This window comes from Oceaniradius stylonematis (assembly GCF_965223445.1).
In the GTDB taxonomy this organism is placed as follows: Bacteria; Pseudomonadota; Alphaproteobacteria; order Rhizobiales; family Rhizobiaceae; genus Roseitalea; species Roseitalea stylonematis.
This window is the reverse complement of the sequence record NZ_OZ244994.1, coordinates 1,891,878-1,917,122: the sequence shown is the minus strand read 5'-3', so window position 1 is coordinate 1,917,122 and position 25,245 is coordinate 1,891,878. Positions and strand designations below refer to the sequence as shown.

Genomic DNA, 25,245 nt, shown 5'->3' with positions numbered 1-25,245 from the left:
TGTCGTCCATCTGATACGGAGCGCAGTGTTTAGCCCATCGCCTGCGCACATGCGAGTGATAATGTCGAAAGGTTGGCCCAAATGACGGTGCGGGCGGTGAGCTACAACATCCAGTATGGTTTCGGACTGGACGACCGTTTCGATCCGGATCGTATCGTCGATGCGGTGCGCGATGCCGATATCATCTGCCTGCAGGAGGTGACGCGCGGCTATATCAAGAATGGCGGCGTGGACATGCCAGCGGCGCTTTCGGACGCCTTGCCCGAACATTTCAGCTGTTTCCACCCGGCCGGCGACCTCGATATGGGCAGCGCGCTGGCCGAGGGGCGTGCCGTCAATCGCCGCTTCCAGTTCGGCAACATGATCCTGTCGCGCTGGCCGCTTGTCACCGTCAGGGGCCATCTTCTGCCGCGGACGTGGCGGAAGGACACGCTGAACCTGCAGCGCGGCGCGCTTGAAGCGCAGATTTTCACGCCGTCCGGACTGCTGCGCGTTTACAGTATTCATCTCGATCATATCGATCCGCGGGAACGGATGGCGCAGGTGCGCGCGCTCAAGTCGATCGCGCTCGATTTTCCGACGACGGGCGGGGCGATCAGCGGTGGCCGTTCGTTCGGCGTGGAGGAGATCGACGACAAGGGCGATTTTCTGCTGATGGGGGACTTCAATTTCGAGCCGTCGAGCGACGAATACCGGCTGATGCTGGATGGCGAAGCGATCATCGATGCAACCACCGCGGATCAGGGCTGGACTTGGCGCACGCCCCACGCGGTCGAAAAAACAGAACGGTCGCGGCTCGACTACGCGTTCTGCAACACGGCGCTTGCATCCCGCATCTCCAACGTCAAGATCGATCGCGATGCGGAAGGGTCCGACCACATGCCGGTCTGGATCGAGATCAGCGCTTGAACGTCACCTTGGCGCGGGCCACCGGAAGCGGCCCCTTGAAGACATTGGCGGTGTTGACCAGCGTGCGGCCGTCCTCGCTCAGCGTCAGCGTGTCGTAGAAGCGGACCAGATTCTCGGCCGGCCCCGGATCGAGATCGACGCGATAGTTGAAGAAGGCGCGGTTGTTGATCACCGAAACCAGCGTCTCGCCGATCACATCCTCACGGGTTCCGGTGTATGTGTTCCAGCCAACCTGCGTGAACCGCCACGTCTTGGTGTCGGTTTCGCCATCGTCGTAGACGAAGTCCTCACGCAGGGTGAGCGTCCGTCCGTCCCATTGCCCGTGCAGGGTCAGCGTGAAGCTGCGCTCAAAGCCGGTGATTGTGGTGAAGGTGCCGGTCGCCGTGGTGCGGCCGGCAAAAAACTCTTCGAGGCGCAGATCGTTCGCCAGAGCGGACGACAGGGGCAGAAGAAGGAAAAGCGAAGCAAGGGCTGCACGAAGAACGGACATGATCACCTTCGGGGTTTTCAAACGCTTACGCGCGGCGCCCGGTGGCGGATCAATGCCACATTCCCAAGCGACGCCGGTCAGCCGTCGCGGGCCTTGCCCGCCAGCCAGTTTTCGCGGGTCAGGCGATAGCGCTCGATGGCGACGCGTCCGGCGGCGACGGTGTCGATTTCGTCCAGCCCCATCAGTTCGAATCCCTGCTTGACCAGAACCTGGCGCGAGCGCGGATTGACGGTGCGCGAGCCGGCATAGATCACATTGGCGCCGGTGACGCGAAACGCCAGGTCGACCACCGCGCTTGCGGCCTCGGACGCATAGCCCTTGCCCCACCAGGCCCGTCCGATCCAGTAGCCGACCTCCAGATCGCCGCTGGGCGGCCTGTTGGTCACCGCGCACATCCCGACCAGGCGGCCGGTGTCGGCGATGGTCACCGCATAGACATAGCCTTCGACGCGGCCCTCATGGACGGCCCGAATGTAGTTGGCCGCATCGGCCCGCGTATAGGGGTGCGGCATGCGCGCGGTCATTTCGGCGATTTCGCGGCTGTTGGCGATCACCGCCAGTTCGTCCGCATCGTCGTGCACCGGCATGCGCAGGACCAGCCGCTCCGTCGTCAGCACGGGCGTGTTCAGCGAAAACGCCTGACGTTGCTCGCGGTGGCTGTAGTCCTGTTCGTTTAGCGTATTGATCATCGCCCTGGTCCGAATCGAAAAGGGGAGCTGGTTTATGTCCCAACTCCCCTTGCAAACGCTGTACGCCCGGGTGCTGGAACGCCGGGTGTCAGTGAACCCGGTCAGTCGGCGGCCGCCATCACCGATACATAGGTGCGGCCATTGGCTTTCTTGCGGAACTCGACGGCGCCTTCGGTGAGGGCGAAAAGCGTATGGTCCTTGCCCATGCCGACATTGGTGCCCGGGTGCCATTTGGTGCCGCGCTGGCGCACGATGATGTTGCCGGCAATGACAGCTTCACCGCCGAACTTCTTGACGCCAAGGCGTTTGGATTCCGAATCGCGGCCGTTACGCGACGAGCCGCCAGCTTTCTTGTGTGCCATGGTTTTGTTCTCCTGCCGCGTACGGCCTTCAAATCGTCCGTGCCGGGCATCGCCTTCTTATGGGCATTTCCGGCGAGTCGATCAAGGGTGAAGCTGTTGTGCAGCGCACCCTCACGATCACGGTTTTACTTGACCCGTTCTTTCGCCTGCGCCTGCCAGTCTTCGATCTGCGCTGCGCTGAACGGCATGTATTCGTCGATCTTCTCGATATCGGCCGCGGTCAGCGCGGCGATCTGCGCGAAGGTCGTGATGCCCTGCTCGTTGAGCTGCTTTTCGGCAACCGGGCCGATGCCCTTGATGTCGGTCAGCTTGTCGGCCTTGCCTTTGGGCGCCGCAAAAAGCGGGCCTTCGGGCGCAACGGCCTTGGGCGCCTCGGCAGCTTTTGCCTCGGCCTTGGGCGCTTTCGCGGCCGGCGCGGCATCTGCCTTCGCCCCTTCCGCCTTGGGTGCCGCCGCTTTCTTTGCAGCCGGCTTCTTGGACGGCTTGGCACCGCCGGTCAGGATCTCCGAGATCCGCACCGTCGTCAGATATTGCCGGTGGCCCTTCTTGCGGCGCGAATTCTGACGCCGGCGCTTCTTGAAGGCGATGACTTTCCTGCCGCGACCCTGGGTGACCACCTCTGCGGTCACCAGCGCGCCATCGACCAGCGGGCTGCCGATCGTCACGTCGGCATCGCTGCCGACCATCAGAACGTCGGAGAATTGGACCATCTCGCCGGCGTCGCCGTCGAGCTTTTCCAGCGTGAGCACATCATCGGCGGCGACGCGGTACTGCTTGCCACCGGTCTTGATGACTGCGAACATCGTTTTTCCTTTCGTGTTCGGTCCGGCTCTGGCGCGCTGTCTGCGACCCGTTCCGCGCCTGGCGGATTGGAGCACGGCACGCCGGCCGTCTTCTTGTTCAGTCTGTCCGGTTGAACCGCTGTCCGGCGACCGTCCCTAGGGGCGACCATCCAAACAGTTGCGGCGCGGATTGCCCCGCGCCACTGATCGCGCTCCCTATGATCGCGTGGCGCCGAAAAGTCAAGCTGGGGCGGAAAACTTTGCGCGCTTGCGTCTTGTTTTCGCGCGGTCGCGGCGCTAGACACCGGCGCACCGTTTGCGGAGAGGTGGCTGAGTGGTTGAAAGCGCCGCACTCGAAATGCGGTATAGGGGCAACTCTATCGGGGGTTCGAATCCCTCCCTCTCCGCCATTATTTCGCTCACGCCAAGCTCACTGGGTTCGCTGGCTCCGCGGGGGGCGGCCTGACCAGCCGGCACACGGTCGTGCACTTGCGGAGACCGGATTCGAAGTTTCTCCCCGATTCTCCGCCATTCCCATGACCAGCAGCATTGAAATTTGATTGATCTGATTGCGGGTGCGTGTTCGACCCAAAAATGGCCCTGCACTCGCGTCTGCCCTGGTCTCTCTCTGCGATTGGCTCCGGATGAGACGCGGTTGAACGCGTTGATTTCCGGCGCGCCAGTTCACGCTGGGCGTCGAGCGCCCGGCGGGACGCGAGCAACCGGTTCCGCTCCGCAATCAGCAGGCGTGTATCCAGTCGGGCAAGGACTTCGCCCGCGGCAACGGAATCGCACTCATCCACCAGGATCTCGGTGACCGTTCCGCCGGTCTCGAAAGCAATGCCCGTTTCCTGGGTGGCCTCGACCTGGCCCGCAAAGCGCCGATCGACCTCGAAACCGTTCTGACGCTCGACCGTCATCACCGGCACCGTGATCCGCGGCGCCGGCGCAGGGACTTCAACGGCCTCGGCGCGGTCGGCAATGGCGCGCGACCCGCCGACAATGGCTGCGCCTGACGCCGCGAAGAAGACGCCCGTGAGCGCAATCGTGGCGGCGGTCGCCAAAAGGTCGTCGATACCGGCTGGCCGCGTCGGCACGAACCCGATCGACCACTGCTCCAGCACGATGACGCCCGCCGGGCCGTCGATCCGCACCGGGTCCGGGGACAGCAGACGCTGTACACGCACCGAACCGGTCGAGCGCAGGGCGACGGGACCGGTGCCCGTGGCCACACCGTCCGCGTCGAACCCGGCGTCAGGGCTGTCTATGATCACAGATCCCGTCGCGATCGCCCTCAGGCTGCCGATTCCCGCGGTTCCCAGCGGCAGCGGCGCGCCCGGGGCACCGATTCCGGCACCGAGCGCGGTCAGGAACAGCCGCTCAGCCGTCACGGGAATCGTCGCCCCCGGGAAAGCGGCAATGCTGCCGACAGCGGTCAGCACGACGTTCCCGCCATCGCTGGTCACCGCGCCGGCCAGGGTCAGATCGCCGGCCGTTACGAGATCGATCGTGCCGCCCCCGCCGTTCGCAAGGCTGGCGACGACGCCGGCCCGCAGGTTCAGCAGATGCATGGCGCCGCCGTCGACCGACGCGTCGATGATGCCGGCATCCAGACGCAGACCCTGGGGACCGGAGTTGCGTAGGGTCCCCGCCTCGACGCGCGCAACGCCGAAGGCGGCGGAAGTGGTGATGAACGAACCGTCGCCCTGCTGGACCGTGAAGGTGACATCGCCATCGAGCGCGGCGCCGGCGAGACCGCTGCGCCCTGATGTCCGAGCGCAGCGGGTCATCCGCGACATGACTTCGGCATGGCGGTACTGCACCGGGACGAGCCGGACCCTTCTCCGATGCCCGGAGGCCGCCGGCCTCAGGCCGCAAGAAAATGCCGAATTGCAATTGGACGGCGGTCGGGACGGGCGCCCCTTGGCGGGGCGCCCGCAATCGTGTCAGGTCCGGTAGGGATAACCGGCCTTTTCCATCGTGTCGGAATAGGTCTTGAAGGCCTCGACAACGCGGCCCGCCCGGTCGGACGATGCGGCGATCTCGTCCCAGAACCCGGCGGCGTCGGAGACGACCTGCGCCCATTCGTCGGCGGGAATGGAGGTCAGTTCCATCTTCTCGCCTTCGACGCGCAGCTTGGCCTCGCCGCCCCAGTACCAGACGGCGCGGTAATAGTGTGACTGGTCGATGGTGATGCGGAACAACTCCTGCAGATGCGGGGGCACCTTGTTCCAGCTTTCGGTGTTGGCGAAATAGGAACCGAACCAGGCGCCGGTCACCGAATTGGTCAGCGCATAGTTGCAGATATCGGCCCAGCCCACCTCATAGGCTTCGGTGAACCCGCACCATGCCACACCGTCCAGTTCGCCCGTTTGCAGCGCGACCTCGACGTCGTCCCAAGGCACGGTGACCGGGATCAGGCCATAGCGCGACAGGAACCGGCCGGCGGTCGGAACACCGAAGACGCGCTTGCCGCGCATGTCGGCGAGCGAGCGGATCGGGTCCTTGGTGAAGATATGAAGCGGATCCCAGGCGCCGGCCGAAAGCCAGGTGACGTTGTCGACTTCCGAATAGGCTTCTTCCCAGATCTCCTGAAGCCCGTAGTACCGGAACAGCGACGGCACATCGAGGCTGTAGCGGGTGGCGAAGGGGAAATAGCCGCCGAACACGGAGATATCGACAGGCGAGGCCATCGTCGCCTCGTCGGACTGGACCGCGTCGATGGTGCCGTTCTGCATCGCCCGGAACAACTCGCCGGTCGGCACCAGCTGGTCGGCATAGTAGAGCTCGATTTCCATTTCGCCATTGGCCGCCGCGTTGAACGCGTCGATCTGCGGCTTGATCACATGGGCGCCCAACGGCGCGCCGGAGTATGTCTGCAGGCGCCACTTGATCGGGCCGTTCTGTGCGAGCACGGCCGGCGCGGCGAGCGCTGACCCGGCAACGGCGGCGCCGCCAAGTCCTGCCTTTCGCAGAAACGTTCGGCGACTGGCGAGAATCGTCTCCGAGGTGGACGGGCTTTTCTTGGGTTTGGTCATGGTCTTCGTCTCCTCTAGTTGAACTCGGGTGAACCGCTTGAACGCTATCCCCGCACCGTCTGCGGCAGCCAAAGCGCCAGTTGCGGGAAGATCATCACAAGCGCGATTGTCGTCGCCATCATCAAGACGAACGGCCAGATCGACCGGTAGATGTCGACGAGGCTGATCTCGGGCGGCGCCAGCGATCGCATCAGGAACAGATTGTAGCCGAAGGGCGGTGTGATGTAGGCGATCTGGCAGGTCATGGTGTACAGAACGCCGAACCAGACGAGATCGAAGCCAAGGCTGTCGACCAGGGGGATGTAGAGCGGCGCGACGATCACCAGCATCGCCGTGTCGTCCAGGAACATGCCCATCACGATGAAGCTGAGCTGCATCATCACGATCACCTGCCACGGCTCCAGCTCCCAGCGGGTGACGAACAGCGACTCGATCGCGTTGACAGCGCCGATTCCGTCAAACACGGCCCCGAACGCCAGCGCGGCGAGTATCAGCCAAAGGAACATGCAGGACACGGCCAGCGTCTTGCGCGCCGTTTCATGCAGGACGTGGAACGACAATCGCCGCTTGAAGAGCGCCGCCAGGGTCGCTGCCGTTGCGCCGACCGCAGCACTCTCGACAAGGCTGGTGTAGCCGGTGACGAACAGGCCGGTCATCGCAAAGAAGATCAGGAACGGGATGATACCCGCACGCAGCAGCTTGAGCTTTTCGCCAATCGGCATGTCCAGCTCTTCATCGGAGACGATCGGCGCAAGCTCGGGATTGATGCGGCAGCGCACCGCGATGTAGATGCCGAACATGGTCGCCATCAGAAGGCCCGGAATGATGCCGGCAAGCCACAGCGCGCTGACCGGTTCGCGCGCGATCATGCCGTAGAGCACCATCACCACGCTGGGCGGAACCAGAATGCCGAGCGACGAGCCGCCCTGTATGACGCCGGTGATGAGCACCTTGTCGTAGCCGCGCCTGATCATCTCCGGCAGCGCGATGGTCGCGCCGATCGCCATGCCCGCGACCGACAGGCCGTTCATCGCCGATATGATCACCATCAGGACGATGGTGCCGATGGCGAGCCCGCCGCGGAACCGGCCGAACCAGACATGCAGCATCTTGTAGAGATCTTCGGCGATGCCGGATTCGGCAAGGATGTAGCCCATGTAGATGAACAGGGGCAGCGTCAGCATCGGGAACCAGTTGAACAGCTTGAACGCCTGGCTGAACGGCATCTCGATACCGCCATTGCCGTACAACAGCAACGCCGCGCCGGCCGCCACGAAACCGATGGCTGCGAACACGCGCTGGCCGGTCAGCAGCAGCACCATCATCGATGAGAACATCAAGATGGCGATCAGTTCATAACTCATGACAGTTCGACCCGGCGCAGCGTGGCGATGTGTTTGAAGACAAGCGAGATCGTCTGCAGCATCATCAGGACGATGCAGCCGACCATCAGCGCCTTGATCGGGATCATCGAGGGGTTCCACATCGAGAACCGTCGCTCGCCGGTCTCGATGGCGTATTGCAAGCTAGAGATCGAGCCGAACAGCATGACGCCGAGATAGAACAGAAGGCAGATCATGGTGATCAGATTGAGCTTGGCCTTGCCGCGCTCGGAAAGGCGGTCATAGAACAGATCCATCCGGACATGGCTGTCGTTCTTGAGCGTCATGGCGCCGCCCATGAAGTAATAGGCGGCGAGCGTGAACTGGGTCGCCTCGATGCCCCAGTGGATCGGGAAACCGATGACATTGTTCCAGATCGCATCGATCAGCAGAATGCCAATCATCAGAAAGATCAGATACATGGCGACGATGCCGACGAAGTCGGACATGCGATCGACCCAGCGCACATAGGCCTTGATCACTGCCGGCATGGCCGCTGCCCGTTCGTGGTCATCGTCAACAAGGTCCCCGCGGCGAAAAGGTCGGAAAAGGCGATCATCTCACCTCGACGCGCGCGGTTGCAAGGGCTTTCGCAAAGGCACCATCTGGTGCGCGATCGGTAACCAGCATGTCGATCTCGTCGAGCCGGCAGAGGCGATAGGCGGCCGACCGCCCGGCCTTGGCCGCCGTCGCCACGATGATGGTGTCGCGCGCATTGCGCCGCATGGCACGCGCGATCTGTGCCTCGTGGAAGCTGGCGTCCATCGCGCCCGTCTCGGCGTTGATCGCCGCAACGGTCAGGATCGCATAGTCGGCCTGGAAGCCGCCGATCTGCTCGACGGCCATGGTTCCGAGCGTCTGGTCGTTGCCGCTGCCGAATTCGCCGCCGACGAGAAAGACCGACGAACCGTTGCGCGCCTTGTCGAACGTCTGCGCGATATGGACCGAATTGGTGATCACGGTGAGCGGCGCTGTTTCGGCCAGGGCCGCCGCGCAAGCGAGCGTCGTCGAGCCGGTGTCGATGAAGATCGTGTCGCCGGGTCCGATAATGTCGGTGACCTTGCGGGCGATCAGCAGCTTGGCGCCCGCATCCTCGCCCATCCGGTCCTCGAAGGATGCCTCGGTGAAAAGACGCGCCCGCTTGGCGCCGCCATGCACCTTCTGAAGCCGCCCGGCATCGTTCAGGAAGGTGAGATCGCGCCGTATCGTCTCGGCCGATACGCCGAACCGCGTGGCGAGCTGCTCAACGCCCACGCGGCCATGGCGGTTGACGGCATCGACTATGTCTCCATGGCGTTTCTTGAGCTTCACCGCAGACTCCCTCGCATCAAGTTAAGCGAAGCAGGCATGCCCGTGTCAACAAAATTGGTGACGATTTATCCTTTGTTCGGGCAAAAACCCTCAAAAGATTGACCGAGCGGGCATTTGATGTCACCACTTGAGCGAACCGTTCGTTTCAATTGCATAGCGCGAAGGCCGGATGCGGGTGCAGGAAAGCGCTCTTTCAGAAGTGTTCGATGCCGCCATCATCGGCGGTGGTGTCGTTGGATGCGCCATAGCCCGCCGGTTGACGCTCGAAGGCTGGCGCGTCGTGCTCGTTGAAAAGGCGCACGACATTCTCGATGGCGCTTCCAAAGGCAACAGCGCCATTCTGCATACGGGCTTTGACGCGCCGACAGGCTCGCTCGAAGCCAGGTGCATTGCCGACGGATATGCGGAGTACCGCTCCATCCATCAAAGGCTTGGCCTGCCGCTGATCGAGGCGGGCGCGCTCGTTCTCGCCTGGACCGAGCAGGAGGAAGCGCGGCTGGATGCGCTGATCGACAGGGCGCACGCCAACGGTGTCGACGATGTCGCGCGCCTCGACGTGGGCCAAATCCGGCAACTGGAACCGGAATTGGCGAACGATGTGGTGGCCGGATTTCGCGTTCCGGGCGAGCACCTTCTCGATCCCTGGTCCACACCTTATGCCTATCTGCTCCACGCGGTGGAGAACGGTGCGGTCGTCCTGCGCCGTTGCATGGTCCGGGACGGCGAGTTCGACGGCACGCAATGGCGTCTCGAAACCAGCCGGGGTTCTTTGCGGGCGCGTTTCGTCATCAATGCCGCCGGGCTCTATGGCGACCGGGTCGACAAGGCGCTGACCGGCTCCAGCGATTTCACGATCCGCCCGCGCAAGGGACAATTCGTCGTCTTCGACAAACCGGCGGCGCGTCTTGTCAAACACATCCTGCTTCCCGTTCCGACCGAAACCACCAAGGGGATCGTCGTCTGCCGGACGGCATTCGGAAACCTGCTGGTCGGCCCGACGGCGGAGGAGCAGGAGGACCGGTCAACGGCTGCCGTCGATACCGAAACCTTGCAGGGCCTGCGCCGAGCGGGTGAACGCATCCTGCCGGCACTCGCCGGTGAAGACGCGACGGCCTTCTATGCGGGGCTGAGGCCGGCCACCGACGAAAAGGACTATCAGATCCGGGCCGACCGGGCGCGAAACTACATCACCGCCGGCGGCATTCGCTCGACGGGTCTGAGTGCGGCGCTGGGCCTCTCCCGCCACATACACCGCCTGTGCGAGGCGTTCGGCGGCAAAGCCGAGCCGCTCGCCGACCCGGTCTGGCCAAGGGTCGGCAACATTTCCGAAGGCGCGCCGCGCGGCTGGCAATCGCCGGGCAATGGCGGCGTCGTCTGCCATTGCGAACTGGTCACGCGACGCGAAATTGAAGAGGCGCTGGATGGCCCGCTGGGCGCGTGCAGCCTCGCTGGACTGAAGCGCCGGACGCGCGTGACAATGGGGCGTTGCCAGGGCTTTTATTGCATGGCGCAATTGGCGGCGATCACCGCCGGGCGGTTCACGCAGCCGATGGCCGGCGACGACGACCTTCCCATCGCTTCATCGTCCAATACGCTTGAGCCAGCGGAAGCGGCCGATGTCACGTGAGCGTTTCGACGAGGCCGATGTCGTGATTGTCGGCGCAGGGCCTGCTGGGCTCTCAGCCGCCGTGCGCTTGCGCCAAAGGGGCGTCGATCGTGTTATGGTGCTCGACCGAGAGCCGCAGGCCGGTGGCATCCCGCGTCATTGCGGACACTACCCGTATGGCGTTCGCGAGTTCGGCCGGCTGATGAAGGGCCCCGCCTACGCAGCGCGCAATGTTGCCGAAGCACGGTCGGCCGGTGTCGAGATCATCACCGGCGCGACCGTTACCGCCCTGGGCGAGGGCCCGGAACTGGCGATATCGACGGCCGACGGCGTTTTCTCCATCAGACCCGCCCGCGTGCTGCTCTGCACCGGTGTCCGGGAAACGTCGCGGGCGCAGCGCCTGATAGGCGGCAGCAAGCCGGCAGGGGTCATCTCCACCGGCGCATTGCAGGGATTGGTCTATCTGCAGTCTCTGAAACCGTTTCGGCAACCGGTGGTTCTGGGAACCGAGCTCGTGTCGTTTTCCGCATTGATGACATGCCGGCACCTGGGCATTCGACCCGTTGCCATGATCGAGCCGAACGCGACGATCACCGCCCGTGCGCCGGCGGCGTTCTTCCCGCGTCTTCTTCGCATTCCCCTGATGACGGGAACGCGGATAGAACAGATTTGCGGACGCGACCGGGTCGAAGCGGTCGTCGTACGCCGACCGGATGGAGAGATGCGGACCATCGAAACCGATGGCGTCATAGTCTCAGGCCAGTTCCGGCCCGAATCGGCCTTGTTGAGGGGCAGCCATCTCCGCATCGACCCGCGGACGGGTGGCCCTGAGGTCGACCAGTACGGGCGATGTTCCGATCCGGACTATTTCGCGGCGGGCAACATGCTGCATCCGGTCGAGACGGCCGGCTGGTGCTGGCGCGAGGGCCGAGCCGTCGCCGATGCGATCGCCGACAGCCTGCAAGGCAACATCCTCATGCCCGCGTCCGCCTTGCGCCTTGCCGATGCGGCCGGGCCGCTGAAATATGTTGTCCCGCAACGGATCGTGCCGGGTACGAAAACCGCACCGCTTGACCGGCTGCAGGTCCGGCTTGCCAGGCCGGCCCGCGGACGGCTGGTGTTGAAGGCGGTAGACGGGAAGACGACGGTGCTTGCGCGTGTCGACAGTCGCCCCGAGCGCCGGATTGCCGTGCCGCTCGGAAAGCTGGCGGAAGTCGGGCCAGGCGACGCACGGATCGTAATCGAGGAAGACGGCTGATGCGGATTTTGGCTGTTGATCAGGGCACCACGAGCACCCGCGGCATCCTCTTCGACCAGGATGGCCGGTCTCAAACCGTCTTCAGCCGTGAGCACCGCCAGTCCTATCCGCAGCCCGGCTGGGTCGAACATGACCCCGGCGAACTGCTGGACAATGTGCGGGCCTGTTTTGAGGCCGCCGCGGCTGCCGGCGGCGTCACCGCGGCCGGCATCGCCAATCAGGGCGAGAGCTGTCTTGCCTGGGATGCCGACGATGGCACTCCGGTCGGTCCGGTCATCGTATGGCAGGACAGCCGCACCGCCGGCGACATCGCACGGCTGAAGGCCGATGGCGCCGAAGCGATGACGCTTGCGCGCGCCGGCCTGCCGCTCGATCCGTACTTCTCGGCCTCCAAGCTTGGCTGGATCGTGCGCAACAACGCGCATGCCCAGGAATTGGCCGCGTCAGGCCGGCTGCGCCTCGGAACGACCGATGCGTTTTTCCGCGACCGGCTGACCGGCCGCTTCGAGACCGATGTCGCAACCGCATCGCGCACATCGCTGCTCAATCTCGACACGTGCCAATGGGATGACGAACTGTGCGCGCTGTTTGGCGTGCCGATCGATCTGCTGCCAAAGATCACTCCGACATCGGGGGCTCTGGGAACCGTCGTTTCGGGGAGCGTCGGCACGTCGCTGACCGCCAGCATCGTCGACCAACAGGCCGCGCTCTACGGCCATCGGTGCCGGCAGCCCGGCGACGTCAAGATCACGTTCGGCACCGGCGCCTTCGCGCTGACGGTCGCGTCCGCCGAGCGGCCGCCGTCACAGGGCGGTCTCCTGCCGACCATCGCATGGCAGAAGGCCGGCGCCCCGCCCGTTTACGCATTGGATGGCGGCGTCTACACCGTGTCCGCGGCGATCAACTGGGCGCGCTCGGTCGGTCTGTTCGAGGATTTCGACGAGATAGCCGCCTTCTCCGGTCCGACCGCCGCCGAACGGGGACTGTACTTCGTTCCAGCATTGGCCGGTCTCGCCTGCCCGCATTGGGATCGCGATGCGCGCGGAAGCTGGCTGGGCCTGTCGCTCGACACGACGCGGCAGGACATGGTGCGGGCCGTGCTCGAAGGCATCGCTTTTCGCATGGCCGAAGTGATCGATGCGATGAACGCGCTCCAGCCGATCTCGGCGCCCATCACCATCGATGGCGGCATGAGCGCCAACGCCCATTTCGCCCAGTTCCTGACGGACACGCTGGCAAGAGGAGTGCGGGTGTCGGACGAGCCGGAACTGTCCGCGCTGGGTGTGGCGATGCAGGCCGCCGAAGCGGCGGGGACCGCAATCGATCGACCACCGCAAGGCAGAACGCTCACCCCTGCTCCGCAGTCGGCGATGCTCCGTGAGGGTTTTGCATCGGCACGGCAGGCGGTGCAGACGTTCGGCGCAGCCCTGACCGCGCAAACCGCCGCGTCATGACAGTGAGCGGATCGTCATGACGCGATTGGCAAACCCGATTGCCTGCGATAAGCGGGCCGAATGAGGGGATATTCCGTGACGGTCAGCCAGCCCGACGTACATGACGATGAGCCCGTGGACTCGCCAGTCCGCGTTCACAATGAAGACGGCGCATCGCCCATCGTGCTGGTTTGCGAACACGCGTCAAATCACATCCCCCCGATTTACGACGGACTTGGCATCGATGCCGCGACGGCTATGAGCCATGCGGCCTACGACCCCGGCGCGTTTCCGGTCGCCAAACATCTGAGTGCGCTTTTTGACGCACCGCTGGTCGCCGGAACGGTTTCGCGCCTGATCTATGACTGCAACCGTCCGCCGGAGGCGCCTTCCGCCATGCCCGAGCGATCCGAGCGGTTTGTCATCGCCGGCAATCAAGGCTTGTCCGAAAGCGAAAGAGCGGCGCGCGTCGAGGCCGTCTACCGGCCGTTCGAACGGACGCTGGACAGGCTTCTCGATGCGCGCCCAGACGGGTTTCTGGTCACGGTGCACAGTTTCACGCCGGTCTTCAACGGCGTCAGCCGCGAGGTCGAACTGGGCATTCTGCACGATGCAGATTCTCGTCTGGCCGATGCCATGCTCGCCTCTGCGGACACCATTTCCCTGCGCACGGGCCGCAATGTGCCATACGGTCCCGAAGACGGCGTCACCCACACGCTGGTCCGGCACGCGTTGCCGCGCCGCTGGCCCAATGTCATGCTCGAAATCCGCAATGACCTGATCGCCGACGGCTCCGCACAGCGGCGGATCGCGGACCAGATCCACGCGCTGGCAGTTATTGCGATGAGCCAACTCCAGTCCGACACAGAACAAAGGGGGCGCCCATGACGTCGCAAAGCAAACGCGCGCTGAGTTTCGAGGCGCTCACCGCCATGACCGACGCCGGCGAGATCGACACGGTTCTGGTCTGTCTTGTCGACATGCAGGGCCGCCTGATGGGCAAGCGGTTTCATGCCCGGCACTTCGTCGACACGGCCCACGAGGAAACCCACTGCTGCGACTACCTGCTGGCGACCGATCTCGAAATGGCAACGCCCGACGGCTATGCGGCGACAAGTTGGGAGAAGGGGTACGGCGACTACACGATGAAGCCCGACCTTTCGACGCTGCGGCTGGTGCCCTGGCTGGAAGGTACGGCGATGGTGCTGTGCGACGTGCTCGACCATCACAATCATGCGCCCGTGCCGCACGACCCGCGTGCCGTGCTCAAGCGGCAGATCGGCCGATTGGCGCACCTCGGCTACGAGGCGATGGCGGCAACCGAGCTCGAATTCTTTCTGTTCGAAAACAGCTATGACGATCTGCGCCGCGCGGGCTATCGCCCGCTGGTGCCGATCTCCGGCTACAATGAAGACTACCACATCTTCCAGACCACCAAGGAAGAGGCGATCCTGCGGCCGGTGCGCAATCATCTTTATGCGGCAGGCATTCCGGTCGAGAATACCAAGGGCGAAGCCGAAGCCGGGCAGGAAGAACTCAACATCCGCTATTCGACGGCCATGCTATGCGCCGACTATCACACCATCGCCAAGCATGCGGTCAAGGAGATTGCCTGGCAGAACGGGGTTGCGGCGACCTTCATGCCCAAATGGGACCATCGCCGGGTCGGCAGCGCGGCCCATATCCACCAGTCGCTGTGGAAGGACGGCGAGCCGGCATTTCGCGATCCGGCCGCCGATCTGGGCATGTCCGACGTGATGCGCAGTTACGTGGCCGGGCTCATCCGGTATGCGCCCGACTACACCTTCTTCCTGGCGCCTTATGTCAACAGCTACAAGCGCTTTGCCAAGGGCACCTTCGCGCCGACCAAGATCGCCTGGTCGGTCGACAACCGCACAGCCGGTTTCCGGCTCTGCGGAGAAGGCACCAAGGCGGTGCGGATCGAATGCCGGATCGGCGGCTCCGACCTCAACCCCTATCTCGCCCAGGCGGCGATGATGGCGGCTGGCATGGCCGGCATAGATGAGGGGCTGACACTGCAAGCCCCGGCGGCCGGCGATCTGTACGGCGACGACAGTGCCCCGGACATACCGCGGACCCTTCTAGCCGCAGCCGAGGCGCTGCGCGGCTCGGCCATGCTCCGGAACGCGATGGGTGACGATGTCGTCGACCACTATGTGCGCTGCGCCCAATGGGAGCTGGAGGAGTTCGAACGGGCCGTCACCGATTGGGAAGTGGCGCGCGGTTTTGAAAGGGCCTGACAATGTCCCACATGCTCGAATGCATCTCGCCGATCGACGGATCGGTCTATGCGGCCCGCCCGGCCCTGACGCAGGAGCAAGCCGGCCATGCGTGCGCCCGCGCGCGGAGCGCGCAACCGGCCTGGGCTGCCGTGCCGCTCGACGCGCGCATCGCATTGGTGCGCAAGGCCGTGGCGCTCATCGGCGAGCAGACCGACCGCATGACCGCCGAACTGGCGCACCAGATGGGCCGCCCCGTCCGCTATGGCGGCGAGTATGGCGGCTTTTCCGAGCGCGCCCGTTACATGGCCGACATAGCGGCCGAAGCACTGGCGCCGCTGGTCGTCGAGGACAGCGCCGCGTTCGTCCGCACCATCAAGCGCGAGCCTGTCGGGGTCGTGCTGGTCGTTGCGCCATGGAACTATCCCTACATGACGGCGATCAACACGATCGCGCCGGCGCTGATCGCCGGCAACACGGTTGTGCTCAAACATGCCACCCAGACGCTTCTGGTCGGCGAGCATCTGGCCGAGGCTTTCCATGCGGCCGGCGTTCCCGAAGACGTGTTCCAGAACGTCTTTCTCGACCATGAAACGACATCGGCATTGATCGCCGATCGCGCCTTCGATCTGGTCAACTTCACCGGTTCGGTCGGCGGCGGCAGGGCCATGGAGCGCGCCGCGGCGGGCACGTTCACCGCCGTCAACACGGAGTTGGGCGGCAAGGATCCCGGCTATGTGCGAGCCGACGCCGACATCGATGCGGCGGTCGCAGGCCTGATCGACGGGGCCATGTTCAACTCGGGCCAGTGCTGCTGCGGCATCGAACGCATCTATGTGCACGAAAGCATCTACGACGCCTTCGTCGAAAAGGCGGTCGAGCTTGTCCGGGGCTACAGGCTGGGCAACCCGCTGGACCCCGAAACGACGATCGGGCCGATGGCGCACATTCGCTTCGCCGACGCGGTGCGTACGCAGATTGACGCGGCGATCAAGGCCGGCGCGACCGCCCATATCGAGACGGCGTCCGAAGATGATGGCGGCGCCTATCTGACGCCGCAGGTGCTGACCGGCGTGAACCATCAGATGGCGGTGATGCGCGAGGAGAGCTTCGGGCCTGTCGTCGGCATCATGCCGGTCCGCGACGATGAGGAAGCGATCGCGCTGATGAATGACAGCCATTACGGCCTGACCGCCTCGCTGTGGACGGCCGACGCCGATGCTGCCGAGGCGATCGGCGCACGCATCCATACGGGCACGGTGTTCATGAACCGCTGCGACTATCTCGATCCGGCGCTGTGCTGGACCGGATGCAAGGATACCGGCCGCGGCGCCGGCCTTTCCGCGCTCGGCTATCACGCGGTCACACGGCCCAAGTCCTACCATCTGAAGAAGGCGTGAAGCGATGACGCAGACACCCGTCGCCAACTGGTCCTATCCGACCGCGATCCGGTTCGGAGCCGGGCGCATTGCCGAGATCGGTGAGGCCTGCGCCCAGGCGGGCATCGCAAAGCCGCTTTTGGTCACCGATCGTGGGCTCGCCGCCCTGCCGGTCACGGCGAACACGCTTGATATGATGGAATCGGCCGGCCTGGGCCGGGCGGTCTTCGCCGAAGTCGATCCCAATCCGACCGAGATCAACATGGATGCCGGCATCGCGGCCTACAAGGCGGGCGGCCATGACGGCGTGATCGCTTTCGGCGGCGGTTCCGGGCTCGATCTGGGCAAGATGATCGCCTTCATGGCCGGTCAGAGCCGGCCCGTCTGGGACTTCGAGGACATCGGCGATTGGTGGACACGGGCCGACGCCGACGCCATCGCGCCCATCGTCGCGGTGCCGACCACGGCCGGCACCGGCTCGGAGGTCGGCCGGGCCAGCGTCATCACCAACTCGCAGACCCATGTCAAAAAGATCATCTTCCATCCCAAGGTGCTGCCGTCGGTGGTGATCTGCGATCCCGAACTGACCGTCGGCATGCCGCCGGCGATCACGGCGGGCACGGGCATGGATGCTTTCATCCATTGTCTGGAAGCCTATTGCTCGCCGCATTATCACCCGATGAGCCAGGGCATTGCGCTGGAAGGCATGCGGCTTGCGAACGACTACCTACCGCGCGCCTATGCCGACGGCGGCGATCTCGAAGCGCGGGCACACATGATGAGCGCGGCCGCGATGGGCGCGGTGGCCTTTCAGAAGGGGCTCGGCGCCATGCACGCGCTCAGCCATCCGGTCGGCGCGATCTACAACACCCATCACGGCACAACCAACGCCGTCGTCATGCCCGCCGTTCTCAGGCTCAACCGTCCGGCGATCGAAGGGCGGATCGCCCGTGCGGCCGCCTATCTGGGCATCGATGGCGGCTTTGACGGTTTCTTTGATCATGTCATGGCGATGCGCGAGAGCCTGGGCGTGCCCGACAGGCTGGGCGTGATGGGTGTCGGGACCGACCGGATCGACGAACTGGTGGCGATGGCGCTCGAGGACCCCAGCGCCGGGGGAAACCCTGTCCCAATGACGGCGGACAACACGCACGCGCTCTATCGCGCGACGATCTGACCGGGCCCCGATCTCGTGCGAATTCTGCCCGACGCGCCACCCGGTCTTGCCATGGCAAAAGGGCGGCCCCTCGCAGGGCCGCCCTTTCATGGCGTTCGGTTTGTGCCGGCGGCCTATTCGGAGAAGTCGATCGTCGGCAGCAGCGCAGCAAAGAACGCGTCTTCGGCTTCCAGCACGCCCAGGAATTCCTCGGGACCCGCGAAATCGACCTCGACCAGCGCATTGGCCGCAAACTCCGTGAAGGTGCTTCCGGTCGCCGATGCCTCAATGGCCGATGCCAGTGTGGCGAGCACGTCATCGGGCGTTCCAGCCGGCGCCCAGAGGCCGATGTTCGGCGGCAGGGCGAGATCGATCCCGGCATCGCGCAGCGTCGGCAGGTCGGGCGCAAGGCTGGTGCGTTCTTCGGAGAGCTGGGCCAGGGGAACGAGCTGTCCCGCCTCTCCGCGCGGAATGATCGCCGATGCAAATCCGAGCACCACGTCGACCTCGCCCGCGACGGTGGCGGTGATGGCCGGGGTCACGCCGCCGAACGGGATATGAAACATCTCGATGCCGGCGGCCTTGGCGATGGCCTCGGCGGCGATGTGCGTGGCGCCGCCGGTTCCGGCGCTGCCATAGCTGACCTCGCCGGGGTTTTCCCTGGCATAGGCCAGCATCTCCTCGATCGTGGAAAACGGTGCACCGTTCCGTGCGGCGATCACATTCGGACCGACGGCCACGCGCGCGATCGGGGTGAGGTCAGCAAAACCGTAGTTCAACTCGCGCTGGTGCGGGGCGACCGTCTGCACGGAGCTGACGGCCATCAGGATCGTGTAACCGTCGGCGTCGGCGTTGACGACCTCGGTCGCACCAACCGTGCCGCCGGCGCCCGGCTTGGTCTCGACGACCACAGGCTGGCCGAGAGCCTCGGACATGTCCTCGGCAAGGGTGCGCGCCATCGTGTCGGTCGAGCCGGGCGAATAGGGCACTATGATCGTCACGGTGCGTTCGGGAAAGCCTTCGGCGCTTGCCAGCGTGGCGCTGAGGCCCAGCGCCAGACCGGCCAGAAGTGAGGGAATGCGAAATCTCATGGTTTCCTCCGTTTTGGATTGCGTGGTTCGTCTTGAGCGCTGTTCGGTCCGAACGGCCTCAATGGTATCGCTCCCGGGCGGCGACACGGCCGGCGATCAAGCCCAGACCCAGCGCCGACAGAAGCCCGTTGCCCGACATGTAGCCGCTGCCGCCGGAGCGGCCGCTGATGCCCATCGCAGCGCCGCCGCCGGCGTAAAGTCCCGGAATTGGGCGGTCGTCCGTGTCGAGGACGCGGGCGCTCGTGTCGATCTTCAAGCCGCCCTGGGTGTGAAACAGCGCCGGTTCGATCTGCGTCGCGCAAAGCGGGTCCCCAAGCGGGCCATGCCCCCAGTCCGTACGCCCGAACCGGTCGCATCGATTGCCTCGCGCCGCCTGTCTGGCTTCGTCGACTGTCCCTGACAACGCATCTTCCGGCAGGTCGAGCCGGGCGGCCAATCGACGGATGTCGGATGCCGTTTCGGCGGCGCCAAATGCACAGGCCTCGGCAAATTGCGGCTGGCCCGCCGCGACATCGCCGCGGATCGATGCGTCGTAGATGATGTGAAAGGGCCCAGCGGCAGCAAGCTCGAGGTCCGCAAAGCCGGAATAGCCGAGCGTCTCGTCGCCGAACCGCCGCCCGTGGCGGTCGACGACAAAACCGCCGCGTTCGATCAGCGTCCACGTCATCAGCGCGCCGGTCTTCACGCTCAGCGCGGCATGACTCTGGTATGCGGCCATGTTTCCTGTCGCGGCGCCGATGTCGCGGCCCCAGGCGATGGCGTCTCCCGTGCTGTCGGGCGATCCGGCATAAGTCGCTTCGGCGACGGAAGGGCAGTAATCGGTCAGAAGCCCGGAGGCAGCGCCGAAGCCGTTGCACGCCAGGATCACCGCACCGGCTTCGATCCGGTCGTCACCCGCCAGAGCACCGGCGATCCGGCCCTGGACCTCGATCAATCCGGTCGCGGGGTGACCGAGCGCCAGCGGGATGTCGCGTTCGCGGACCGCGGCGGCGAGGTCATCCAGCAGGTCGACGCCTTTTCGCGATGGCGGGGCGTGAAGGCGGCAGGTTGTGTGTCCGACGTGCTTGTAGGTTGTGATCAGGTCGAGCGTGACGCCGCAATCGACGAGAAAATCGATCAGCGCGCCGGAGGTCTCGGCAAGGATGTCGACCAGTGGGTCCGCGTCATGCGATCCGGCAGCCGCGCGCAGATCGCCGGCGAACAGGGCGACACTGTCCTCGACACCGGCACACGCCTGAAACCGCGTCGGCGCCGCCGGGATGGAGCCGCTCGACAGTGCGGTGTTGCCGCCCAACGAACCGGCTTTTTCGAGGATCGCGACATCGACACCGGCTTTATGGGCGGCCAGCGCTGCGGTCAGGCCGCAGCCGCCCGCGCCGATCACCAGCACATCGACCGAAGCGGAGTGTCCATCAGACATGTTCGAAAACACCCACGATCACCAGCACCTGCCTGTCAGTGTTGCCGGATCCCGCCTGGACTGGACGGACGGCGATCCGCGAAGTGTTGACACTATAGGTCCCTTCGAGGGCGCTCTGTCAACAGTTATTGCGGATTTCTCGAAACGAGCCCCCATCGCCTGGCCGTGATCGAAAAACCGTCGCGCAAACATCGATCCTCGTATATCTATGTTTTAAATGAATAAATCGATTTTCCAACACGGAACTCGTTCCGAATCGGAGCTTGTCAGCACTTCAAAAGTGTTGACAGTTTGGAAAATGATGCGAAACAAATGCGGGATTGGTCGACAACCCGGCGCGCGATTGGACACTCATGCAGCTCCCTTCTGCCACCACTTTGCCGCGAAAGGTCGTGGTCACGGGCTCCGCGTCGGGGATCGGACTGGCGGTGACGGCATCGCTCCTTGAGGCGGAAGCCGGGGTCGTCGGCATCGACATTGCCGGTTCACCCGACCTGACCGGCGGCTACGAGCACATTCGCGGCGATCTTTCGACCTTTGGCGGCATCGCCGCCGTCATGGCGGAACTTCGCGGCAGGCGTTGCGATGCCCTTGTCCATTGCGCCGGCATCATGAGGACCGATGCCAATGCCGACATTGCGCAATCGATGGGCGAAGCATTGTGGGCGCTCCACGTTGTTGCGCCGCAACGGCTTTGCGAACTGCTCTTGCCAACCATGCCCGACCGGGTCGGGCGCGTTGTCGTTCTGTCGAGCCGCGCGTCCGCCGGGCGGGCCGGGCGGGCTCTTTACGCAGCATCGAAGGGCGGCAGCGAGGCGCTCGTCCGCTCGATGGCGCTGACGGTGATGGCGCGTGGGATCACGGTGAACGCGATCGCTCCCGGTCCGGTCAGAACGGCGCAGACGACCGATCCCAACCGCGCCGACGCGGCGGTTGCATTGCCGCCGATGGGCCGCTTGATTGTGCCCCAGGAAATCGCTGCGACGGTTCTGTTTCTGCTGTCGGATGCGGCGGGCGCCATCACCGGGCAGACATTGGTGCAGTGCGGCGGCCTGTCATTGGCGCCGCCATCGACGGCGACGCCACAAAGGGGGGCGGATCATGAAACGCTTTGATCGCAACGAAGTGATCGCCGCGCTGTCGATGATGGCGTTCGGCATCCTCTGGCTGGTCATCGGCCAAGGCTATGCGATGGGCAACAGTGTGCGGATTGGCGCCGGCGTCTTCCCGGTCGCGTTGAGCGTCATCCTGATCGCGCTGTGCGGCGTCCTTGTCCTGCAGGCCCGCGGCGCGGAGCATCGTCCGTTCGGGCTTCATGTCCGGCCGATGGCGTTTGTCCTGGGCGGCATCCTGTTTTGGGCATTGACGGTCGATGTCATCGGCTTTCTGCCGGCGACGATCGTCCTCGTTGCGTGCTGTGCCCTGGCCGAACGCGCCAGCACATGGCGGTCGACGCTCGCTTTGACGGTTGGCCTTTGCGCCTTCGGCTATGTGGTCTTCATCGAGGGCCTCAACATTCCGCTTTCGGTCATCGGGGAGTGATGCCATGGACCTGATCGCCGGCCTTTCGCTCGGTTTCGAGACGGCGCTGTCGCCCGCCGCGCTGATGTTCTGCTTTTTCGGCGTCAGTATCGGCATGTTCATCGGTGTTCTGCCGGGCATCGGCCCGCTGGCGGCCGTCGCCATGATCCTGCCGGTCACCTACCATCTGGAGGCTTCGAGCGCGCTGATCATGCTGGCGGGCATCTTCTATGGCGCCCAGTATGGCGGCTCCACGGCGTCCATTCTGCTCAACCTGCCGGGAACGTCGACGACGGCCGTCACGGCGATCGACGGTTATCCGATGGCCCAGCAGGGCCGGGCCGGCGTCGCGCTGTTCATCACGACCATCACCTCCTTTTTTGGCGGCTGCCTTGCGATCATTCTTTTGATGAGTTTCGCGCCGGCGCTGGGCGCCATGGCACTGAAATTCTCATCGGCGGAGTATTTCTCGATCATGCTTCTGGGCCTGATCGCGGCGGCAACCATGTCGCTCGGCAGTCCCATCAAGGGTGTTGTTTCGGTCGTTGCCGGCCTCATGCTCGCCATGGTGGGGATGGATACGACATCGGGCCAGTTGCGCTATACGTTCGGCATTCTCGAACTGCAGGACGGGCTCAATCTGGTCGCCATGGCCATGGGTCTGTTCGGCGTTGCCGAGATCCTGCGCAATGCGGGCACGCCCGAGCGGGACACGTCCAAGCTCCAGAAGGTCCGGTTCAGGGACCTGATGCCGACCCGTGCCGACCTGCGCCAATGCTGGAAACCGTCTTTGCGCGGCGCCGGGATCGGCTCTTTCATCGGCGTCCTGCCCGGTGCCGGGCCGACGCTGGCGGCGTTCCTGGCCTATGCCGCCGAAAAGCGCGTCGCCAAGGACCCCAGCCGGTTCGGCCGTGGTGCGATCGAAGGCATCTCGGCGCCCGAGGCGGCCAACAATGCCTCGACGCAGGCCGCCTTTATTCCCACCTTGGCGCTCGGCATCCCCGGCGATGCGGCGATGGCGGTCCTGCTCGGCGCCATGATGATCCACGGCATCCAGCCGCGCCCGGAATTCTTCACCATGCATGCCGACCTGTTCTGGGGTCTGGTTGTCAGCTTCTGGATCGGCAATCTGATGCTGCTGGTGCTCAACATCCCGCTGATCGGCATCTGGGTCCGGATTCTCACCGTGCCCAAACGGCTCCTGTTTCCCGCCGTCATCTTCTTCATCTGCGTCGGTGTCTACAGCGTCAACAACAACCCGTTCGACGTGCTGATGGTGATCGTGTTCGGTCTGGTGGGTTACGTCATGAACGCGTTCCAGTATCCGACCGCACCGCTGCTGATGGGGTTCATCCTCGGGCCGCTCATCGAGCAGCATTTCCGGCGTGCCTTGCTGTTCTCGCGGGGCGACATGACGACCTTCATCGACAGGCCGATCAGCGCCGCATTTCTGGCGGCGAGCGTGCTGCTGCTTATGACGATGGCATTGCCGGTGATCAAGAAGCTGGTGACGCGGGCAGCCGAACGCCGAGGCGCCGGGGCCGACTGAGTCGGCGGGTTTGCCGCGGGATCAGGACGCGGCGCGATCCTCGGGCAGGGCAATGGCGTCAAGATCGGCATAGCGCTGTTCCATTGCCTTGATCTCGGGCTGCCCCATCAGTGCCCAGATGTCGTCGATCCCGTAAAGCAGGTCCGGATGATCGGCGACCTCACCGCTCTCCATGGCGCCTTTCAGGATGGTCAGGGCGTTCTCCATGGCCATCAATGCCGCCGCCGGCAGCATGCGCGGCAGGGTCACGCGCTTGACGCCCAGCGCCTCGAGCCGTTTCACCGGGATCAGCGGCGTCGTCGGGCGGTTACGGATGCCGAACCCCATATTGACCGAGACCGGAATCGGGGACGCATCCACGAGCCGCTTGATCTGTTCCTCGCCGCCGATCGCGTCGGCGAAGATCAGGTCGGCGCCTGCGGCCGCATAGAGCCGGGCGCGGCGAATGGCGCCTTCGATCCCCTCGACCGCAATCGCATCGGTTCGTGCCAGGACGATGAAGTCGTCATCCTTGCGCGCGTCGCAGGCCGCTTCGATCTTGCGCGCCATCTCGCGCATGTCGATGACATCCTTGCCTGTCATGTGACCGCAGCGCTTCGGGCTGACCTGGTCCTCGATGTTGACGCCTGCCAGGCCCGCTTCCTCGAACCGCTCGATGGTATGATAGACGGCAATGGCGTTGCCGTAGCCCGTATCGGCATCGGCCATCACGGGGATGGAAACGCTGCGCGCCATCATGCGGCAGGCTTCGAGATTGTCGGTCAGCCCCATGATGCCGACATCCGGCACGCCCATGCGGGAATTGGCAAGCCCGGCCCCGGTCGTGCAGGCGGTCCTGAAGCCCATCTTCTCGACCATCCGGACGCTGTAGCCGTCATAGACGCCGGGCGAAACAACAATGCCGTCCTCAGCCAGAAGTTCGCGCATGCGGCGGGCCGGTTTCGTTGCCGGTTCGGTCATGATGTCATCCTTGGTCGGTGGTCGCGGCCTGTTGGGCCAAAAGGGTTTCAAGTGATCGGGTCGCGCGCCCGATATGCGCGCGCATAAGCGACTCGGCGAGTTCGCCATCGCGGGCCCGCATGGCGCGCAAAATCTGCCAGTGCTCGGTGAACGCGTCCTCGCGCCGCCCGGGCCGATCGGCCGAACGGGCGCGGTAGAGCCGCAGAAGATAGTAGAGTTCGTCGCACAAAAGCGCCCGGATCCGGTCGTTGCCGCAACCCTCGGCGATGCGGACATGAAGGTCGAGATCGACGGCCCTGCCGGCTTCGCGCGCCGCCGAAAACGCATCGAGCATTTCGTCCAGCTCGCTGTCGGACATCGCCCGCGTCGCCAGCCGCACCGACATGCCCTCGACCGCCTCGCGAAGCTGGAAGATCTCGATCATGTCCGGCAGGGACAGCGACACGACGCGCGCCTTCAGATAAGGCTCCTTGATGACGAGCCCGCGCCCCTGCAGCTGCTTTATTGCCTCGCGGATCGGTCCGCGCGATACTTTGAAGCGCGCGGCCAATGCCGCCTCGTTCAACTGGCCGCCAAGCGGGATTTCGCTCGACAGGAGAAGCGCAAAGACCTCGCGCACCACGCGATCGACCAATGTGCGTTCTTCGCCGTCCAGCACCCCGCCCTCCT

General features: G+C 64.7%; 24 protein-coding genes and 1 tRNA gene. 12 read left to right on the top strand and 13 right to left on the bottom strand.

Translation table 11 applies throughout. The annotated features are described in order from the left end of the window. Window positions 1-81: 81 nt before the first annotated feature. Complete coding sequence (locus tag ACOQOU_RS09410; RefSeq protein ID WP_306026067.1) at window positions 82-909, top strand: endonuclease/exonuclease/phosphatase family protein; 828 nt, start codon at window positions 82-84, stop codon at window positions 907-909. Here the strand turns inward: ACOQOU_RS09410 and ACOQOU_RS09405 are convergent. From ACOQOU_RS09405 to ACOQOU_RS09390, 4 genes are all read right to left on the bottom strand, one after another. Then, window positions 899-1,399, bottom strand: coding sequence for a DUF3833 family protein (locus ACOQOU_RS09405; RefSeq protein WP_196780281.1), 501 nt, complete (start codon window positions 1,397-1,399; stop codon window positions 899-901). The genes ACOQOU_RS09410 and ACOQOU_RS09405 overlap by 11 nt on opposite strands. Before the next feature lie 77 nt (window positions 1,400-1,476). Continuing rightward, complete coding sequence (locus ACOQOU_RS09400) at window positions 1,477-2,088, bottom strand: GNAT family N-acetyltransferase (RefSeq protein WP_109768894.1); 612 nt, start codon at window positions 2,086-2,088, stop codon at window positions 1,477-1,479. 101 nt (window positions 2,089-2,189) lie between these two features. After that, on the bottom strand, window positions 2,190-2,450 hold the full coding sequence (rpmA, locus tag ACOQOU_RS09395) for a 50S ribosomal protein L27 (RefSeq protein ID WP_109768893.1): 261 nt from the start codon (window positions 2,448-2,450) through the stop codon (window positions 2,190-2,192). A 125-nt stretch (window positions 2,451-2,575) separates the two neighbouring features. After that, window positions 2,576-3,253 (bottom strand): 50S ribosomal protein L21, encoded by a 678-nt coding sequence (locus ACOQOU_RS09390; protein WP_306026068.1) that lies wholly within the window; start codon window positions 3,251-3,253, stop codon window positions 2,576-2,578. 299 nt (window positions 3,254-3,552) lie between these two features. Here ACOQOU_RS09390 and ACOQOU_RS09385 point away from each other — a divergent pair. Then, a tRNA-Ser gene (locus tag ACOQOU_RS09385) sits at window positions 3,553-3,642 on the top strand. Window positions 3,643-3,651: 9 nt separating this feature from the next. Here the strand turns inward: ACOQOU_RS09385 and ACOQOU_RS09380 are convergent. The 5 genes from ACOQOU_RS09380 to ACOQOU_RS09360 all read right to left on the bottom strand — a co-directional run bounded on the left by ACOQOU_RS09380 (window position 3,652) and on the right by ACOQOU_RS09360 (window position 8,963). Further along, the gene (locus ACOQOU_RS09380) at window positions 3,652-5,055 is read right to left on the bottom strand and encodes a hypothetical protein (protein WP_306026069.1); all 1,404 of its coding nucleotides are present in this window, start codon (window positions 5,053-5,055) and stop codon (window positions 3,652-3,654) included. A 123-nt stretch (window positions 5,056-5,178) separates the two neighbouring features. Beyond that, entirely contained in the window at window positions 5,179-6,270 is a 1,092-nt protein-coding gene (gene dctP / locus ACOQOU_RS09375; RefSeq protein WP_109768890.1) for a TRAP transporter substrate-binding protein DctP, read from the bottom strand. Window positions 6,271-6,314: 44 nt separating this feature from the next. Next, the gene (locus tag ACOQOU_RS09370) at window positions 6,315-7,634 is read right to left on the bottom strand and encodes a TRAP transporter large permease (RefSeq protein WP_109768889.1); all 1,320 of its coding nucleotides are present in this window, start codon (window positions 7,632-7,634) and stop codon (window positions 6,315-6,317) included. Beyond that, a complete protein-coding gene (locus ACOQOU_RS09365; RefSeq protein ID WP_109768888.1) occupies window positions 7,631-8,143 on the bottom strand; it encodes a TRAP transporter small permease subunit in 513 nt (170 codons plus the stop codon). The genes ACOQOU_RS09370 and ACOQOU_RS09365 overlap by 4 nt, the downstream gene beginning before the upstream one ends. Before the next feature lie 64 nt (window positions 8,144-8,207). Then, entirely contained in the window at window positions 8,208-8,963 is a 756-nt protein-coding gene (locus ACOQOU_RS09360; RefSeq protein ID WP_306026070.1) for a DeoR/GlpR family DNA-binding transcription regulator, read from the bottom strand. A 169-nt stretch (window positions 8,964-9,132) separates the two neighbouring features. On the opposite strand from ACOQOU_RS09360, the gene ACOQOU_RS09355 reads away from it, so the two are divergent. The 7 genes from ACOQOU_RS09355 to ACOQOU_RS09325 are packed head-to-tail and all read left to right on the top strand — an operon-like array spanning window position 9,133 to window position 18,056. Next, window positions 9,133-10,590, top strand: a complete 1,458-nt coding sequence (locus ACOQOU_RS09355; protein ID WP_306026071.1) for an NAD(P)/FAD-dependent oxidoreductase — start codon at window positions 9,133-9,135, stop codon at window positions 10,588-10,590. Continuing rightward, window positions 10,580-11,827 carry an NAD(P)/FAD-dependent oxidoreductase gene (locus ACOQOU_RS09350; protein WP_306026072.1) on the top strand — a complete coding sequence of 416 codons (1,248 nt, stop codon included), beginning with the start codon at window positions 10,580-10,582 and terminating at the stop codon, window positions 11,825-11,827. Before ACOQOU_RS09355 ends, ACOQOU_RS09350 begins: the two co-directional genes overlap by 11 nt. Further along, window positions 11,827-13,281 (top strand): FGGY family carbohydrate kinase, encoded by a 1,455-nt coding sequence (locus tag ACOQOU_RS09345; RefSeq protein ID WP_109768884.1) that lies wholly within the window; start codon window positions 11,827-11,829, stop codon window positions 13,279-13,281. The genes ACOQOU_RS09350 and ACOQOU_RS09345 overlap by 1 nt, the downstream gene beginning before the upstream one ends. Window positions 13,282-13,341: 60 nt before the next feature. Beyond that, window positions 13,342-14,148 (top strand): N-formylglutamate amidohydrolase, encoded by an 807-nt coding sequence (locus ACOQOU_RS09340; RefSeq protein ID WP_109768883.1) that lies wholly within the window; start codon window positions 13,342-13,344, stop codon window positions 14,146-14,148. Continuing rightward, on the top strand, window positions 14,145-15,521 hold the full coding sequence (locus ACOQOU_RS09335; protein ID WP_420578711.1) for a glutamine synthetase family protein: 1,377 nt from the start codon (window positions 14,145-14,147) through the stop codon (window positions 15,519-15,521). The genes ACOQOU_RS09340 and ACOQOU_RS09335 overlap by 4 nt, the downstream gene beginning before the upstream one ends. Window positions 15,522-15,523: 2 nt before the next feature. Beyond that, complete coding sequence (locus tag ACOQOU_RS09330; protein WP_306026073.1) at window positions 15,524-16,900, top strand: aldehyde dehydrogenase family protein; 1,377 nt, start codon at window positions 15,524-15,526, stop codon at window positions 16,898-16,900. Between the two features lie 4 nt (window positions 16,901-16,904). Beyond that, window positions 16,905-18,056 carry an iron-containing alcohol dehydrogenase gene (locus tag ACOQOU_RS09325; protein ID WP_306026074.1) on the top strand — a complete coding sequence of 384 codons (1,152 nt, stop codon included), beginning with the start codon at window positions 16,905-16,907 and terminating at the stop codon, window positions 18,054-18,056. A 113-nt stretch (window positions 18,057-18,169) separates the two neighbouring features. Here the strand turns inward: ACOQOU_RS09325 and ACOQOU_RS09320 are convergent, their stop codons facing one another. Continuing rightward, complete coding sequence (locus ACOQOU_RS09320; RefSeq protein ID WP_109768879.1) at window positions 18,170-19,126, bottom strand: tripartite tricarboxylate transporter substrate binding protein; 957 nt, start codon at window positions 19,124-19,126, stop codon at window positions 18,170-18,172. Between the two features lie 58 nt (window positions 19,127-19,184). Then, window positions 19,185-20,546 (bottom strand): FAD-dependent oxidoreductase, encoded by a 1,362-nt coding sequence (locus ACOQOU_RS09315; RefSeq protein ID WP_306026075.1) that lies wholly within the window; start codon window positions 20,544-20,546, stop codon window positions 19,185-19,187. A 353-nt stretch (window positions 20,547-20,899) separates the two neighbouring features. On the opposite strand from ACOQOU_RS09315, the gene ACOQOU_RS09310 reads away from it, so the two are divergent. Genes ACOQOU_RS09310 through ACOQOU_RS09300 form a run of 3 tightly spaced genes read left to right on the top strand, consistent with a single transcriptional unit; the run spans window position 20,900 to window position 23,616 of the window. Continuing rightward, window positions 20,900-21,661, top strand: a complete 762-nt coding sequence (locus ACOQOU_RS09310) for an SDR family NAD(P)-dependent oxidoreductase (protein WP_420578710.1) — start codon at window positions 20,900-20,902, stop codon at window positions 21,659-21,661. Further along, the gene (locus ACOQOU_RS09305) at window positions 21,648-22,088 is read left to right on the top strand and encodes a tripartite tricarboxylate transporter TctB family protein (protein ID WP_158585182.1); all 441 of its coding nucleotides are present in this window, start codon (window positions 21,648-21,650) and stop codon (window positions 22,086-22,088) included. Before ACOQOU_RS09310 ends, ACOQOU_RS09305 begins: the two co-directional genes overlap by 14 nt. A gap of 4 nt (window positions 22,089-22,092) precedes the next feature. Next, the gene (locus ACOQOU_RS09300) at window positions 22,093-23,616 is read left to right on the top strand and encodes a tripartite tricarboxylate transporter permease (protein WP_306026545.1); all 1,524 of its coding nucleotides are present in this window, start codon (window positions 22,093-22,095) and stop codon (window positions 23,614-23,616) included. Window positions 23,617-23,637: 21 nt separating this feature from the next. On the opposite strand, the gene ACOQOU_RS09295 is transcribed toward ACOQOU_RS09300, so the two are convergent. Both ACOQOU_RS09295 and ACOQOU_RS09290 read right to left on the bottom strand, forming a co-directional pair. Beyond that, window positions 23,638-24,576: an isocitrate lyase/PEP mutase family protein gene (locus ACOQOU_RS09295; protein ID WP_306026546.1), complete on the bottom strand. Its 939-nt coding sequence runs from the start codon at window positions 24,574-24,576 to the stop codon at window positions 23,638-23,640. A gap of 4 nt (window positions 24,577-24,580) precedes the next feature. Then, window positions 24,581-25,234, bottom strand: coding sequence for a GntR family transcriptional regulator (locus ACOQOU_RS09290; RefSeq protein ID WP_109768873.1), 654 nt, complete (start codon window positions 25,232-25,234; stop codon window positions 24,581-24,583). Between the last annotated feature and the right edge of the window lie 11 nt (window positions 25,235-25,245).

Excerpts from the sequence above, each read along its gene's own strand:
- ACOQOU_RS09410 (WP_306026067.1), top strand. The coding sequence starts at position 82 with ATGACGGTGCGGGCGGTGAGCTACAACATCCAGTATGGTTTCGGACTG.
- ACOQOU_RS09405 (WP_196780281.1), bottom strand. The coding sequence starts at position 1,399 with ATGTCCGTTCTTCGTGCAGCCCTTGCTTCGCTTTTCCTTCTTCTGCCC.
- ACOQOU_RS09400 (WP_109768894.1), bottom strand. The coding sequence starts at position 2,088 with ATGATCAATACGCTAAACGAACAGGACTACAGCCACCGCGAGCAACGT.
- rpmA (WP_109768893.1), bottom strand. The coding sequence starts at position 2,450 with ATGGCACACAAGAAAGCTGGCGGCTCGTCGCGTAACGGCCGCGATTCG.
- ACOQOU_RS09390 (WP_306026068.1), bottom strand. The coding sequence starts at position 3,253 with ATGTTCGCAGTCATCAAGACCGGTGGCAAGCAGTACCGCGTCGCCGCC.
- dctP (WP_109768890.1), bottom strand. The coding sequence starts at position 6,270 with ATGACCAAACCCAAGAAAAGCCCGTCCACCTCGGAGACGATTCTCGCC.
- ACOQOU_RS09370 (WP_109768889.1), bottom strand. The coding sequence starts at position 7,634 with ATGAGTTATGAACTGATCGCCATCTTGATGTTCTCATCGATGATGGTG.
- ACOQOU_RS09365 (WP_109768888.1), bottom strand. The coding sequence starts at position 8,143 with ATGCCGGCAGTGATCAAGGCCTATGTGCGCTGGGTCGATCGCATGTCC.
- ACOQOU_RS09355 (WP_306026071.1), top strand. The coding sequence starts at position 9,133 with ATGCGGGTGCAGGAAAGCGCTCTTTCAGAAGTGTTCGATGCCGCCATC.
- ACOQOU_RS09350 (WP_306026072.1), top strand. The coding sequence starts at position 10,580 with ATGTCACGTGAGCGTTTCGACGAGGCCGATGTCGTGATTGTCGGCGCA.
- ACOQOU_RS09345 (WP_109768884.1), top strand. The coding sequence starts at position 11,827 with ATGCGGATTTTGGCTGTTGATCAGGGCACCACGAGCACCCGCGGCATC.
- ACOQOU_RS09340 (WP_109768883.1), top strand. The coding sequence starts at position 13,342 with ATGAGGGGATATTCCGTGACGGTCAGCCAGCCCGACGTACATGACGAT.
- ACOQOU_RS09335 (WP_420578711.1), top strand. The coding sequence starts at position 14,145 with ATGACGTCGCAAAGCAAACGCGCGCTGAGTTTCGAGGCGCTCACCGCC.
- ACOQOU_RS09330 (WP_306026073.1), top strand. The coding sequence starts at position 15,524 with ATGTCCCACATGCTCGAATGCATCTCGCCGATCGACGGATCGGTCTAT.
- ACOQOU_RS09325 (WP_306026074.1), top strand. The coding sequence starts at position 16,905 with ATGACGCAGACACCCGTCGCCAACTGGTCCTATCCGACCGCGATCCGG.
- ACOQOU_RS09320 (WP_109768879.1), bottom strand. The coding sequence starts at position 19,126 with ATGAGATTTCGCATTCCCTCACTTCTGGCCGGTCTGGCGCTGGGCCTC.
- ACOQOU_RS09315 (WP_306026075.1), bottom strand. The coding sequence starts at position 20,546 with ATGTCTGATGGACACTCCGCTTCGGTCGATGTGCTGGTGATCGGCGCG.
- ACOQOU_RS09310 (WP_420578710.1), top strand. The coding sequence starts at position 20,900 with ATGCAGCTCCCTTCTGCCACCACTTTGCCGCGAAAGGTCGTGGTCACG.
- ACOQOU_RS09305 (WP_158585182.1), top strand. The coding sequence starts at position 21,648 with ATGAAACGCTTTGATCGCAACGAAGTGATCGCCGCGCTGTCGATGATG.
- ACOQOU_RS09300 (WP_306026545.1), top strand. The coding sequence starts at position 22,093 with ATGGACCTGATCGCCGGCCTTTCGCTCGGTTTCGAGACGGCGCTGTCG.
- ACOQOU_RS09295 (WP_306026546.1), bottom strand. The coding sequence starts at position 24,576 with ATGACCGAACCGGCAACGAAACCGGCCCGCCGCATGCGCGAACTTCTG.